The sequence below is a fragment of the Tropicibacter sp. Alg240-R139 genome, from assembly GCF_900537075.1.
In the GTDB taxonomy this organism is placed as follows: Bacteria; Pseudomonadota; Alphaproteobacteria; order Rhodobacterales; family Rhodobacteraceae; genus Falsiruegeria.
The window spans coordinates 1,228,758-1,242,167 of the sequence record NZ_UNRA01000001.1; the positions used below are offsets into that span (position 1 = coordinate 1,228,758).

Below are 13,410 nucleotides of genomic sequence, written 5' to 3' on the forward strand. Positions count from 1 at the left end.
CACGGTAAGGACAAGCAACTTATGCCTAAGGGGATCAGGTCGTGAAAAAAAGAAAATTTCCCAAGATCAACGCCTTGCTGGACCCTTTGGACGTTAAGGTGATCGACCGTACGGATGAGATCGCAGAGACCGAGCGTCTAGTTGCTTTTGAACGGCGCGGAGGGTTGGAAAAGCCCGCCTACGCACTGAGCCCCGGCATGGAAGGGTTCGATATTTCCGGGCTGGTTCGGGAATATGAAACCCACAAGGACGCGTTGGATGCATTGCATGATCCGAAGCGGAATAAGACGGGATATCGGTCAAGCAATGGGTATTATGACACGCCGGATGCCGAAGCTCTGTATTTGATGGTGCGGCGCCACCAGCCGAAACACGTGATCGAGGTTGGCTGTGGAAACTCCACCCGGATCACGCGGCAGGCTGTCATCGACGGAGGACTGAACACCAAGATCACCGCGATTGACCCCTATCCGCGCGCCGATATTGCCCATGTCGTCAATGCGTTCGAGCAGAAACGGCTGGAAGAAGTTGATCCGGCGCTATTTGATACCTTGGGTCCAGGTGACATCCTTTTCATCGACAGCAGCCATCAAGTTCGGATGAGCAACGATGTGGCACATCTGTTCTGCCGGATCATTCCACGGCTTGCGCCGGGTGTGGTGATTCATGTGCATGATGTCTTTTTGCCGTATGAGTACCCCAAGCGGTTCTTTTACGACTGCCCTTCATGGGCCGAGCAGTATGTGTTGCATACGTTGATTCAGACCAGCGGCTATCAATTGCTGTGGCCGGGTTACTTTTTGCAGCAGGACCGCCCCGACGCTGTCCGGGCGCTGCCATTCCTGGCCGGGGGACGGGCGCAGAGTTTCTGGATACGCAAGACGTAAAATCCCGCACGCTGCCATAGTCTGGTCGAATTCCATGGTTAACATGGGATGAAGCATGGTCAGCCCGGCGCAAGAGCGGGCGCAGGTAGAGGCAGTCGAGTGATGCAAGTGAAACAGGCCGTTTTGGCCGCGAGCGTACTGGCCGGCGGCGCAACCGCAGTGGATGCAGGTCCCGATCAGATATCAATCTTGCTGGGGTCACATCACGTGGGCGCAACGCGCGATTTCGAAGAGTTCAACCCCGGTGTCATTGTGACCTGGAAAGAGCTGTTGTGGCAGAACCGTTTGGATGTCGGCATCGGGATGTTTCGCAATAGCTACGGCGATGCATCTGTGGTGGCGACAACGGCTTTTCCGTTGGTTCGTAATCAGATTTGGGGTTTGGATCTATTTGCTGCGCTGGCAACTTATCCCGGAGAGGGCGACCAGTTTAGCCATTCCATCGGCGATGTGGTGCCAATTGCGGGCCTTCAGGCCCGTTATCGCAATGTGTTTGTTCAGGCGATCCCGTCAGGGGGAAACTCGGTCGATGCTACGCTGACCTATGGGTTGACCTTCGCGCTGGAGTGATCGCGCTTACATCAAGCGGACTTGGGTGCCGACTTTGACCAGCGCGTACAGCTCTTCCACGTGCTCATTATACAGGCCAATGCAGCCAGACGAGCTCTGACGGCCGATTTTGCGCGTGTCGTGGGTGCCATGCACCAAATAGGCGGGCCAGGTCAGATACATGGCGCGGGTGCCCAACGGGTTACCTTGTGCGCCGCCGTCGATACGCACCGGCAATGAGGGATCACGTTCGCGCATGGACGCCGTTGGGGTCCAACTGGGGTTTTCCCGTTTACGCACAACTTCGGTATAGCCGCGCTTTGTCAGTTCTTCGCTCATCGGTACGGACGAGGGATAGAGGCGATAGGAACCATCATCGCCCCAGTAATGCACCGCGCGGCTGGTGATATCGGCCAGCAGGCATCCAACCCCCAGTTTTTCGAAATGATCCTCCCACCGTTGCTGCGCAAAGGACGAGATATTGCGGCGCACCGGGATCTGTGTCTCGATCGGGGGCTCGTCTTGGGGAAAGGCATCCTGAGCGCGCAAAAGAGCTGGCGTGGACAGAGAAGCGACAACGCCCAACAGAGCGCTGCGGCGAGTGATCGTGCTGCTAGACATATGAACCTCGATTACCTGATGTTTGCGCCAAACTAGGGATTGGTTGGTATCTTTTCCATAGGGGCCGGGTTCACATTTTCGCGGGTTGATTTGCCTTTGGACCTACATGGCAAGAATGCGCCGATGCTAATTGGCGTCGGGTGTGTTAGACTGCCTGTATTTTCAAGGAGATAATTATGGCATCAAATAAAATTGCAGTTGCAGTCATTCACGGAATGGGAAGTCAGGGCAAGAAAACCCAAGGTGTCGACGAAATCAGTTTTTCTGCTGGGTTGTATAGGCGTCTGAAAGAGCAGTTAGGCGCTCAGTTCTTTCAACGTGTCGGCTGGCGTGAAATCTTTTGGGCCGACATCCTGCAGTCCAGGCAAGAGGATTTCATCAAGGACAATCTGGGCGCCAAGGGCGCGCGGTGGATGAAGACCCGCCGTTTCGTGATGCATAACCTGGCGGATGCTGCGTCGTATCGGCGCAACAAGGACGATACGCGTGACCAGATATATCACCGAATTCACGCCCGAGTGCATCAGACCATTGCCCGCCTCGAAGAGATTACGGGTGGGAATACGCCGCTTGTGATCTTTGCACACTCGTTAGGTGGGCACATCATGTCGAACTACATCTACGACATGATGAAAGGCGACCCCGAAGTTCCCGCCAGTTCGGATTTCCAAAAGCTCAAGACAGCAGCAGGCTTTGTCACCTTTGGGTGCAATATCCCGGTGTTCTCTTTTGCCTACAATCCCGACGACATTCGACCGATCAACTATCCTGGTACAAATATCCCCGGCTCGAAGCGGTTGCATCCCTGGTGGGTGAATATGAATGACAAAGACGATGCACTTGGCATGCCCCTGGCCGGAACTTCACCCGGGTATCAGGCCATGGCGAACTCTGGCCAGTTGGACGACCGATGGATCGACAGTGGCGGCGCGTTGGAGTTTTGGAATCCGGCCTCTCACAATGGGTATTGGACCGATCGGCATTTTTATCGCCCTGCTGCAACGATCTTGCGCAACGCAATGAACATCGGCCCTGTGGCCTGAACGAAAAACGCCCCGGCCAATAGGTCGGGGCGCGATCAGTCAGATCAGGTCTGATTATTCCATGACGGGGATAGAGAACTCACCGCCTTCTTTAATTCCCGACGGCCAGCGTGCGGTGATCGTCTTGGTACGCGTATAGAATTTGAACGCGTCCGGGCCGTGCTGATTCAGGTCACCAAAGGCCGATTTCTTCCAGCCACCAAAGGTGTGATAGGCCAGCGGAACCGGGATCGGAACGTTCACGCCAACCATGCCGATATTGATGCGGTTGGCAAAATCACGGGCGGTGTCGCCATCGCGGGTATAGATTGCTGTACCGTTGCCGTATTCGTGATCCATGGCCAGGCCGATGGCTTCCTCGTAGGTCTGCGCGCGCACGGTCGACAGAACCGGGCCAAAGATCTCTTTCTTGTAGATATCCATGTCGGGGGTCACGTTGTCGAACAGATGTGCGCCGACAAAGAACCCGTCTTCGTAACCTTGCAGGCTGAAGTCACGACCATCCACGACCAGCTTGGCACCTTGATCAATGCCGGACTGCACCAGGTTCAGGATGTTCTGCTTGGCTGCGCCGGTGACGACAGGGCCATAGTCGACATCGTTGCCAGAGGTGTAGGGGCCGACTTTGAGCGCCTCGACACGGGGAACCAGCTTTTCGATCAAACGGTCAGCGGTTTCCTCGCCAACAGGAACAGCGACCGAAATCGCCATGCAGCGTTCGCCGGCTGCACCGTAACCTGCACCAACCAGAGCGTCAGCGGCCTGATCCAGGTCGGCATCGGGCATGATGATCATGTGGTTCTTGGCACCGCCAAAGCATTGAACGCGCTTACCCTGCGCGCAACCGGTGCCATAGATATATTCGGCAATCGGGGTCGAGCCCACGAATCCAACCGATTGGATGGTGTCGTTGTACAGGATCGCGTCGACCGCTTCTTTGTCGCCATTGACGACCTGCAGGATGCCTTTGGGCAGGCCAGCCTCTTCCATCAATTCGGCCAGCATCAGCGGCACGGACGGATCACGCTCGGACGGCTTCAGGATAAAAGCGTTGCCGCAAGCGATGGCAGGTGCAAACATCCACATCGGGATCATGGCGGGGAAGTTGAACGGCGTGATACCAGCAGTCACCCCCAGAGCCTGACGCATGGAATACATGTCGATGCCAGGGCCCGCGCTGTCTGTGAATTCGCCTTTCAGCATCTGGGGTGCACCGACGCAGTATTCGACCACTTCCAGACCGCGCTGAACGTCACCGGCGGCATCGGGCAGTGTTTTGCCGTGCTCACGGCTCAGCGCTTCGGCCAGCTTGTCCATGTCGCGGTTTAGCAGGGCGACGAACTTCATCATGACGCGCGCGCGACGCTGTGGGTTGGTGGCGGCCCATGCGGGCTGTGCGGCTGCGGCAATTTCGACCGCTTGCGCCATCTCTTCGGTGCTGGCCAGCGGGCATTTCGCCTGAACGTCGCCGGTGGCCGGGTTGAATACATCGGCAAAGCGGCCCGACGTACCTTTTACGTGCTCGCCGTTGATATAGTGAGTCAGTTCCTGCATTGGACATCTCCCTAAAAAATTTCACCTAGGATAGGCTTGCAAATTTCCCCCGAACAGAGGCAAGATTTCAAAAAGGTTTTGCAAAACCGCAAGGGGGCAGGCATGGAACCACATTGGGATGATATGAAGATTTTTCTCGCCGTTGCACGCGAGGAGAGTTTGTCGGGGGCAGGGCGTATCCTTAAGCTTGATCCAGCCACGGTCGGACGGCGCATTGCCCGCCTCGAAGCCGCGCTTGAGGCACCTCTGTTCGTGAAATCTCCTCAGGGCTACACACTCAGCACCGCGGGTGAGCGTTTGCTTTCCCATGGGGAACAGGCCGAAGAGGCCATGCGTGCCGCCACAGAAGCCCTGGCTGGTCCCAAGGATACGTTAGAGGGGCAAATACGCATCGGGGCCCCGGATGGGTGTGCGAACTATCTGTTGCCGCATGTGTGCGCGCGAATATCGGAACAAAATCCGGACCTGGATATTCAGATCGTGTCGCTGCCCCGTGTGGTGAACCTATCGCGGCGCGAGGCGGATGTGGCGATTACCGTCAGCCCCCCGACGGCGGGGCGTTTGCTGGTGCAGAAGATCACCGATTACAAACTGAATCTCGTGGCCTCTCGTCGACTGTTGGCAAGTGAGCCTCCGGTCGAAACCCTTGAAGATCTCAAAGGGCGACGGTTTGTGGGGTACATACCGGACATGATCTTCGACGCGGAGCTCGACTATCTAAACGAGTTGGGAGTTGAAAGGGTACAACTGGCGTCCAATTCAGTGTCGGTGCAGCTCAAGATGATCGTGCAGCTTGGCGGAATTGGGATTGCTCACACCTTTGCGATGCCGTCGCACCGACCTTTGCGCAAAGTGTTGCCAGAAGAATTCGAACTAACACGCAGTTTCTATCTGGTGCGGCATCAATCTGATCAGCGAAGTGAGCGGATGAGCCGATTTGCAGACCTGCTAGTCTCGGGTCTCCGCGACGAAGTGGCCACCTTGGAAGCGGCGACTTGACACCGTCACTTATTGCGGCAACGCTTTGGAATATGAAAGATTATTGCGGAGGTCCAACGGGATGTTAGTTCGGGCAATTTTGAACTCCAAATCGGGTTCTGAAGTGGTCACAGTCAAAACCTCAGCGTCTGTTGCTGATGCGGCCAAGATACTGTCTGAAAAGCGGATCGGAACGGTGGTCGTCTCTGATGACGGCGAAACACCCAACGGGATTTTGTCCGAACGTGACATCGTGCGGGAACTGGCCAAGAGCGGCAGCGGCTGTTTGACACAAGCCGTGAGCACCTACATGACGTCCGAACTGGTGACCTGTACCAGCGATTCGAATGTGCAGGATGTCTTGGCTCAAATGACCGAAGGACGCTTTCGTCACATGCCGGTGGTTGAAGCCGGCAAGCTGGTTGGCATCGTGACTTTAGGTGATGCGGTCAAGGCGCAATTGGCAGAGGTTGCCATGGAAAAAGACGCACTTGCCGGCATGATCATGGGTCATTGAAAACCTGCTCTTGAACCAGCTGCGCACATGTGTTTGCGTGTGCAGAATAATGCCTCAAAGTGGAGACAATCATGCGCGTTGGTTTGTATCCGGGAACATTTGACCCGATTACTCTTGGCCATGTGGACATCATTCGCCGCGCTGCGGCGCTCGTGGATAAGCTGGTGATTGGGGTCGCGATCAATCGCGACAAGGGCCCGTTGTTCTCGCTCGAAGAGCGGGTGTCCATGATCGAAGCGGAATGCGCCAAACTGTCGGAGCAGACCGACACCGAGATTGTCGCTCACCCGTTTGAAAACCTGCTCATCGACTGTGCCCATGATGTGGGCGCTCAGATCATTGTACGCGGTCTGCGTGCGGTCGCGGATTTCGAATACGAATATCAAATGGTCGGTATGAACCGAGTGCTCGACGACTCGGTTGAAACTGTCTTTTTGATGGCTGAAGCCCGGCATCAGGCGGTCGCGTCGAAATTGGTCAAAGAAATTGCCCGACTGGGTGGTGATGTGTCAAAATTTGTTACGCCCCTCGTTCACGAGGCCCTGACTGATCGGCTGGGATAAAAACGCATGAGGTTTTGTGATCTGCGTCCGGCGTGTTAGCCTGGGCGCAGTATTTCTGTTGGGATTGACGAATTGCGTTTTGACTTAACTGCACGGTTCGATTTCTGATGAGCATTCGTGTCAGAACACTGTTTCTGATCGGAGTTGTTCTGACCGTTTCGACAATCGTTCTATACCAAGTCGTCGCCCACATTCAGATGGCCAGTTATCGCGAGTTGGAACGCTCCAGCGCCGAACAGGATCTGGAGAGAGTCTCGCGTATCATCCTGACCGACCTTGACGATTTGGGGTTCATAACGTCCGACTATGGATCCTGGGATCAGACATATGACTATGTTTCCGGCCTGCGCCCGGACTACCCAGAGGAGAATTTCTCGCTGCTGACGCTTAGCGATCTGCAGTGGAATTTCGTGGTGGTTGTCAATCGCACCGGGTCATTGGAATTTTCCGAGGGGGTCAACTTGTCGACCGGTCGTCGTATGGCGGTACCTGATGATTTGATCGCTTATCTCAACCCCGGTGGCCAATTTTTGGCCAGCCAAGAGGGCGCCGAGGATGTGAATGGGTTTTTGCAGGTTGGAGACCGTGTTGTGTTCGGATCAGCGGCACCCATTTTGCGCAGCGACGACAGCGGGCCAAAGGCAGGATATCTTTTGATGGGGCGCTACCTGGATCGGAAAAAACGCACCAATCTGGCCAATCGAATGCAACTTGATATGTCATTCCAAGGGCGTGGCGCGGATGGGTTTTCCGAACGAAGCCAATCGATCGTAACCCAGATACTTGAGAGCTCTGTTAGTCACCCGTTTGAGACAGAAGCTCCGCTAAAATATCTTGAATACGTGGATGACCAGATGTTGCGTGGACATGTCCTGTTTTCCGACCCTGATGGACAACCTATCCTGCTGACCTCTGCCTCGATTCCAAGAACGATCTATCAAGCAGGCAAGCAAAGCCTGACCATCCTATTGATGGCATTGGCTGCTGCGGGGGCAGTGTTGGTCCTGACCGTACTGGTTCTGCTGGACAGGATTGTTCTGCGCCGTCTGGCGATGCTGGGGCAGGACGTATCCCGGATCGGGCAGACTCAGGATCTTGGCTTGCGTGTAGCTGCAACTGGGTCGGATGAATTTTCACATGTTGGCCAGGCCGTAAATTGGATGTTGGAGCAGGTGGAGACCAGCAATCAAAAGCTGGCAGAAGAACATGAACGAGCCGAGGGATTGTTGCTTAACATTCTGCCTGAACCCATTGCCGAGCGTTTGAAGACCAACCCCAAGTCGATCGCTCAGAGTTACGACGAGGTCTCGATCCTGTTTGCGGATATTGTCGGTTTCACCGAGATGTCGGCGGCCATGCCTGCAGCCGAGCTGGTCGATATGCTCAACGGGTTGTTCAGCCGCTTTGACGATCTGGCGATGCAACTGGGGTTGGAAAAGATCAAGACCATCGGTGATGCCTATATGGTGGTATCGGGCCTGCCTGAACCGGACGAGCACCACGCTGACAAACTTGCGGGCATGGCGCTGAAGATGATCGAAACAACCCGTTCTTTTTCCCAGGAGCGAGGGTTGGATCTGTCTCTCAGGGTCGGGATCAACAGCGGCGTTGTTGTGGCCGGCGTCATTGGCAAGAACAAGTTCATCTATGATTTGTGGGGGGACGCTGTGAACTTGGCCAGCCGGATGGAATCCTCAGGGCAAAACGGGGCAATCCAATTGACCAAGGCAACCCGGGATCGTCTGTCGTATCGGTATGACGTTGTTGAGCGCGGCGAGGTCGACATTAAGGGGCGAGGGGTGATGACAACTTATCTGTTGAACGGCTTGACCGACATGGGGCGGTAGAGACCTTAACGCCAGAAGGCCAGCCACTCGAGGAAAGTGAAGAACTTTTTGCCCAGAAAATAGATGTGTTCGGTCCCGAAAAAGGTGATGTCGAGCATCAATGCTCCGAGGATGAACACCCCAAGCCAAACGGCGATCTGATTGGTCATGTCATCCCCAAGAGATAAGAAACACTCGCCCAGATAACCTGAGCGGGCGTTTTGCTTCAAGAGGTTGGACTGATTAGCCCAGCTTGCCCATGGCAACGGCCACATCGGCCATACGCACCGAGAAGCCCCATTCGTTGTCGTACCATGCCAGCACGCGAACCAGGCGATCACCAACGACGCGAGTCTGGTCGGGCGCAAAGATCGAGCTTTCGGGCGAGTGATTGAAGTCGGTCGACACCAGCGGCGCAGGCTCATACCCCAGCACACCCTTCAGCGCACCTTCGGCCGCGGCGCGGGCAGCCTCGTTCACCTCTTCTGCGGTCACTTCACGCGCCGCCCGGAACGTCAGGTCCACGGCTGAAACGTTGGGTGTCGGCACCCGGATCGCAGAGCCATCAAGACGGCCCTTGAGGTTGGGAAGCACTTCGCCAAGCGCTTTGGCGGCACCGGTCGAGGTCGGGATCATCGACATTGCTGCTGCACGCGCGCGGTACAGGTCCTTGTGACGACGGTCCAGCGTCGGTTGGTCACCAGTATAGGCGTGGATGGTGGTCATGATGCCATGTTCAATACCCACGGCTTCGTCCAGAACCTTGGCCAGCGGGGCCAGACAGTTGGTGGTGCACGACCCGTTCGACACCATCTTGTCATCTGCAGTCAGCTCACCATCGTTGACGCCGAAGACGATGGTCTTGTCAACGTTCTTGCCCGGCGCCGACAGCAGCACTTTTTTGGCACCACGATCGAGGTGCGCGCTTGCCTTGGTTCCGTCGTTGAATTTTCCGGTGCATTCCAGAACGACGTCGCAGCCGTCCCAGTCCAGTTCGTTCATGTCGTAGGTCGAGAACATTTGCATGTCGCTACGACCCAGGTTCATGGTGCCGTCGCCGATGGTGACATCGCCGGGAAAGCGGCCGTGAACGCTGTCGTATTTGATCAGGTGGGCAGCGGTTTCCAGGGGGCCGGTCGCGTTGACCTTGATCACTTCGATATCGTCGCGGCCAGATGCGGCGATGTGAGACAGGGTGCAGCGGCCGATGCGGCCAAAACCGTTGATGCCAACCTTGATGGTCATTTTGCGACTCCGAACATGTGCAGTTGCCTCGCCATATAGACCCCATTCACAGTTGCAGAAAGTCCAAAAGCGCCGCGATTTGAGCGTGTTAGCGCAAACTTTGCACGATTGCGCTAACGCTTGCACCAGGCGCGTGATCGTTTAGGGTGCGGCTGCGACAGATCAAGGTGAAAGGTATTGAGATGAGCGGTCTTCTGGCGTTGTTGGATGATGTGGCAGGTATCGCTAAGGTTGCAGCTGCGTCTGTTGATGACGTGGCCGCCCAAGCGCTCAAGGCTGGAACAAAGGCGGCCGGTGCCGTCATTGATGATGCCGCCGTCACGCCCAAGTACTTGCACGGCTTCTCTGCCGCTCGCGAGTTGCCGGTCATCTGGAAGATCGCCAAGGGATCGTTCAAGAATAAACTGTTGTTCCTGCTGCCCGCTGCGCTGTTGCTGAGCAGTTTTGCGCCTTGGGCCATAGCGCCGTTGTTAATGCTGGGTGGCGGCTATCTGTGTTTTGAGGGCGCCGAGAAGATCTATCACCTGTTGGTTCCCCATGATGACAGTCATGTATTCAAAGAGGACGCGCCGGGTGATCCGGCCCACCTTGAGGAGCAGAAAGCCTCTGGTGCGATCAAGACCGACTTTATTCTTTCGGCCGAGATCATGACTATCGCCTTGGCCGCCATACCGCCAAGCAACATCTGGATGCAGGCCGCGACGCTGGCGCTGGTTGGGATCGGGATCACCATTGCGGTCTATGGAGCAGTTGCTTTGATCGTTAAGGCGGACGATGTGGGGCTTTACGCGGCGCAAAACGGCAATTTTGCCCTGACCCGCGCGCTTGGTCGTGGTCTGGTGCGCGCGATGCCGGGGTTCATGAAGCTTCTGACCATTGTGGGCACTGCCGCGATGCTCTGGGTTGGTGGGTCAATCATCGTTCATGGGCTTGAAGAAATGGGATATGGGTGGCTTGGCCATCATATTCACGATTGGGCCTATGCAGCGGGTCATTTGGTCCCCGAGGCTTGGGCGGGTTTCGTAAAATGGTTCACCAAGGCGACCATGGACGGAGTTTTTGGATTGGTGATCGGCTTTGCGTTGATCCCAGTGGCGACCAAGGTGCTTGCGCCGATCATGGGGGCTGTATCCTCGATCTTTAAGCGGGCTTGAAGGAGAGTTTTGCACAAATTCCTTGCGCAAGCACCGGTTTCACTTGTCAAATCCCAGAATATTGCGATCAAAGGGATTTCGGAAAATGGCACGGATTTTTGCAGCCCCAACCACGCGGGTGACCAAGCAGCAAAGAAAAGACGAAGAAAACGTTTGGGCGCTTGATCTACAAACTGTGATCAACAAGGCGCAACCGGGCGATGTGATTGACCTGTTGCCCGGTGAGTATGTTGCCCCCGTGGTCATTGCGGTGTCTGGCACCAAGGACAAACCTATCACCATTCGCGGCCCAAAGGACGGCATTGCCCGGATGGAGGGAGGCCGCACCCGCGAACAGGGGCGGGCAGGGGGTATGAAACCCACCGACGGGGATTTTGCTTTTATCAAGATATTTCACGCTGAACATATCCGAATAGAGAGGCTGAACTTCGAGAACTGTTGGCCCTGTTCGATTTTTGTCCGCTCGGCTCAAAATATTGATATCCGAAATTGCCGTGGGCGGGGCTCGCGGTACTTCGTCTATGCGCGTCAGACGAACAATCGGGACACCAATGGGATCACATTGGATGGGGTCAACTGGATGCAGGACCCGTACTTTGAAATGTGGGACGGCAAGGTCACGTGGAAGGACGTCAAAGCCAAGCCCGACCATATCGACAACAGTTTTTTCAATGGCGCCATGTTTGGTTCGTTCGATATTAGGGGTGATGTGACGATCCGGAATTGTGAGGTATCCCATGCCTTTAATGCGATCCGCATGGACATTCGACGCAAGCGCATCAAAGGCACCAAGAGCAATCCGCGGATCAGCCGCAATCGCCATGTACGGATTTACAACAACAAGTTCTCTTTCATCCGCGACAATGCGGTCGAGCCCGAAAAAGGAGCCGAGGATTGGGCCGTCTACAATAACCGCTTTTTCAACTGCCACGCCGCACTGTCGCTGGATGGGGTAGCGATCCGCGATTATCTGATCATCGGGAATTGGTTCTTGAACACCGAACGTCCAGGTGGGCGACCCAAGCAAAAGAACACGGGTGGCAAGATATTCAAGTTTTTGGCGCCGCCGCATCTGACGGACGACATGGAACCGGCGCCGCGCAAGGGGTTGTGGTCCGTCTTTAATTCGGTCCAGGCCCGCACAAATTACGCGGTCGAAGGCCGGTCGGCACAATGGACCGACCGCTACACGCTGATGGGGCTGTATCCCAAAGAGCATCCTATCGAACCTGCACCGCTACAACAGGTGTTCGAGTTCATGACATGGACCGCAGGGATGGAGGTAACCGACATGGTGACCAACGAGCCCTGTTTCCCGCGGAAGTACACTGCTGAAGGAGGGCGGGTTTCAGGTCACAGCGTCAGCGAGCCGGTATTCGATGTCACCCCATTCCAGCCCAACCTCAGCGCGCCTCTCGGGGGATGGAATGGTGAGTTGAACCGTACAGACGCCGTGAAAGGATTCACGTCGACGGCGTTCAAGATCAAGCGTCGAACGGGCAAGTCTCTTACGTTTCGGACCGGTTTGCCCCATGGTGCCAGCCCGGTCGCAGAGCTGGGTCTCAAAGACATCTGACGCTGGGTTACAGTGGTCCCGTCGGGTTCGTCCGATAAGGTCGCTGCAATGACTTTGTGGAGATGACGTTATGAGCGACCTGACCTTCGGAGAGATCCTGAAGACGGCAGAAGACACACCCGAAGGCCTACGTTTTTCAGTGACCGACAACTGGAAACAGGGGCGGACCGCCTATGGTGGGTTCACATCCGGTCTGCTGCTGGCTGCGGCGCGCCGTGCGATGCCTGATCTGCCGCCGTTGCGCTCAGTTCTGATCAATTTCACAGGCCCTGTCGCCACCCCACCAACCGTGTCCACCCGCATCTTGCGCCAGGGGCGTAATGTCATCACGGTTCAGGCCGAAGCGTTCTGCGAGGACAAGCTTTGCGCGCAAGGCACGTTTTCGTTCGGGCAAGCACAAGAGAGCCATATTAGTCATGACCTGTCGGCCCCGGATGCACCATCGCCGGATGAAGTCGAAGATTTCCTGCCGCCCAATATTCCGTTGCCGATCAATTTCTTCAAGAATTTTGACGCCAAACTGATCGAAGGGCACCGTCCTTTTTCCGGCGCTGATCGCGGATACATCCGAGCATGGGTGCAGCATCGCGACGAAGAAGTACGGCAAACACCCGAAGGATTGATAAGCCTTGCGGATGTGTTGCCGCCTGCGGTCTTCTCCAAGGCGCGAAAACTGGGGCCGAATTCGTCGATGAACTGGATCTGCAATTTTCTAAGCGAGGATCTGACCAGTCGGGAAGGGTGGTGGATGATTGAAACCGATCTGACCGTTGCCCGTGATGGCTATAGCTCCCAAGTCATGCGGATGTGGAACGCGGATGGAGAGTTGGTGGTTGACGGCATGCAGTCGGTAGTCATTTTTGTCTGAGCCGGAAACAACCCTTTGCGAGGGCATGT

General features: G+C 55.9%; 14 protein-coding genes. 10 read left to right on the forward strand and 4 right to left on the reverse strand.

The window, feature by feature from the left end:
• Nucleotides 1–41 precede the first annotated feature (41 nt).
• Together G6R15_RS05925 and G6R15_RS05930 are read left to right on the forward strand one after the other, a co-directional pair.
• On the forward strand, nt 42–887 hold the full coding sequence (locus G6R15_RS05925) for a class I SAM-dependent methyltransferase (protein WP_164658866.1): 846 nt from the start codon (nt 42–44) through the stop codon (nt 885–887).
• A gap of 99 nt (nt 888–986) precedes the next feature.
• Nucleotides 987–1,457: a hypothetical protein gene (locus G6R15_RS05930; RefSeq protein WP_164658867.1), complete on the forward strand. Its 471-nt coding sequence runs from the start codon at nt 987–989 to the stop codon at nt 1,455–1,457.
• A gap of 6 nt (nt 1,458–1,463) precedes the next feature.
• Here G6R15_RS05930 and G6R15_RS05935 read toward each other — a convergent pair whose 3' ends face one another.
• On the reverse strand, nt 1,464–2,057 hold the full coding sequence (locus G6R15_RS05935; RefSeq protein WP_164658868.1) for a L,D-transpeptidase: 594 nt from the start codon (nt 2,055–2,057) through the stop codon (nt 1,464–1,466).
• Between the two features lie 176 nt (nt 2,058–2,233).
• On the opposite strand from G6R15_RS05935, the gene G6R15_RS05940 reads away from it, so the two are divergent.
• Nucleotides 2,234–3,100, forward strand: a complete 867-nt coding sequence (locus G6R15_RS05940; RefSeq protein WP_164658869.1) for a hypothetical protein — start codon at nt 2,234–2,236, stop codon at nt 3,098–3,100.
• A gap of 54 nt (nt 3,101–3,154) precedes the next feature.
• Here the strand turns inward: G6R15_RS05940 and G6R15_RS05945 are convergent, their stop codons facing one another.
• Nucleotides 3,155–4,654: a CoA-acylating methylmalonate-semialdehyde dehydrogenase gene (locus G6R15_RS05945; RefSeq protein WP_164658870.1), complete on the reverse strand. Its 1,500-nt coding sequence runs from the start codon at nt 4,652–4,654 to the stop codon at nt 3,155–3,157.
• A gap of 102 nt (nt 4,655–4,756) precedes the next feature.
• On the opposite strand from G6R15_RS05945, the gene G6R15_RS05950 reads away from it, so the two are divergent.
• The 4 genes from G6R15_RS05950 to G6R15_RS05965 all read left to right on the forward strand — a co-directional run bounded on the left by G6R15_RS05950 (nt 4,757) and on the right by G6R15_RS05965 (nt 8,559).
• Nucleotides 4,757–5,653, forward strand: a complete 897-nt coding sequence (locus tag G6R15_RS05950; RefSeq protein ID WP_164658871.1) for a LysR family transcriptional regulator — start codon at nt 4,757–4,759, stop codon at nt 5,651–5,653.
• A 61-nt stretch (nt 5,654–5,714) separates the two neighbouring features.
• Nucleotides 5,715–6,149, forward strand: coding sequence for a CBS domain-containing protein (locus G6R15_RS05955; RefSeq protein WP_164658872.1), 435 nt, complete (start codon nt 5,715–5,717; stop codon nt 6,147–6,149).
• Nucleotides 6,150–6,220: 71 nt separating this feature from the next.
• Nucleotides 6,221–6,712, forward strand: coding sequence for a pantetheine-phosphate adenylyltransferase (gene coaD, locus G6R15_RS05960; RefSeq protein WP_164658873.1), 492 nt, complete (start codon nt 6,221–6,223; stop codon nt 6,710–6,712).
• Between the two features lie 107 nt (nt 6,713–6,819).
• Nucleotides 6,820–8,559, forward strand: a complete 1,740-nt coding sequence (locus tag G6R15_RS05965) for an adenylate/guanylate cyclase domain-containing protein (protein ID WP_164658874.1) — start codon at nt 6,820–6,822, stop codon at nt 8,557–8,559.
• 5 nt (nt 8,560–8,564) lie between these two features.
• On the opposite strand, the gene G6R15_RS22705 is transcribed toward G6R15_RS05965, so the two are convergent.
• Both G6R15_RS22705 and gap read right to left on the reverse strand, forming a co-directional pair.
• Nucleotides 8,565–8,708 carry a hypothetical protein gene (locus tag G6R15_RS22705; RefSeq protein ID WP_205520470.1) on the reverse strand — a complete coding sequence of 48 codons (144 nt, stop codon included), beginning with the start codon at nt 8,706–8,708 and terminating at the stop codon, nt 8,565–8,567.
• A 73-nt stretch (nt 8,709–8,781) separates the two neighbouring features.
• Nucleotides 8,782–9,783, reverse strand: coding sequence for a type I glyceraldehyde-3-phosphate dehydrogenase (gene gap / locus G6R15_RS05970; RefSeq protein WP_164658875.1), 1,002 nt, complete (start codon nt 9,781–9,783; stop codon nt 8,782–8,784).
• A gap of 182 nt (nt 9,784–9,965) precedes the next feature.
• Between gap and G6R15_RS05975 the strand changes: the two genes are divergently transcribed.
• The 3 genes from G6R15_RS05975 to G6R15_RS05985 all read left to right on the forward strand — a co-directional run bounded on the left by G6R15_RS05975 (nt 9,966) and on the right by G6R15_RS05985 (nt 13,381).
• Nucleotides 9,966–10,937: a DUF808 domain-containing protein gene (locus tag G6R15_RS05975; protein WP_164658876.1), complete on the forward strand. Its 972-nt coding sequence runs from the start codon at nt 9,966–9,968 to the stop codon at nt 10,935–10,937.
• Between the two features lie 85 nt (nt 10,938–11,022).
• Nucleotides 11,023–12,513 carry a right-handed parallel beta-helix repeat-containing protein gene (locus tag G6R15_RS05980; protein WP_164658877.1) on the forward strand — a complete coding sequence of 497 codons (1,491 nt, stop codon included), beginning with the start codon at nt 11,023–11,025 and terminating at the stop codon, nt 12,511–12,513.
• Between the two features lie 70 nt (nt 12,514–12,583).
• Nucleotides 12,584–13,381, forward strand: coding sequence for a thioesterase family protein (locus G6R15_RS05985; protein WP_164658878.1), 798 nt, complete (start codon nt 12,584–12,586; stop codon nt 13,379–13,381).
• The last annotated feature ends 29 nt before the right edge of the window (nt 13,382–13,410 follow it).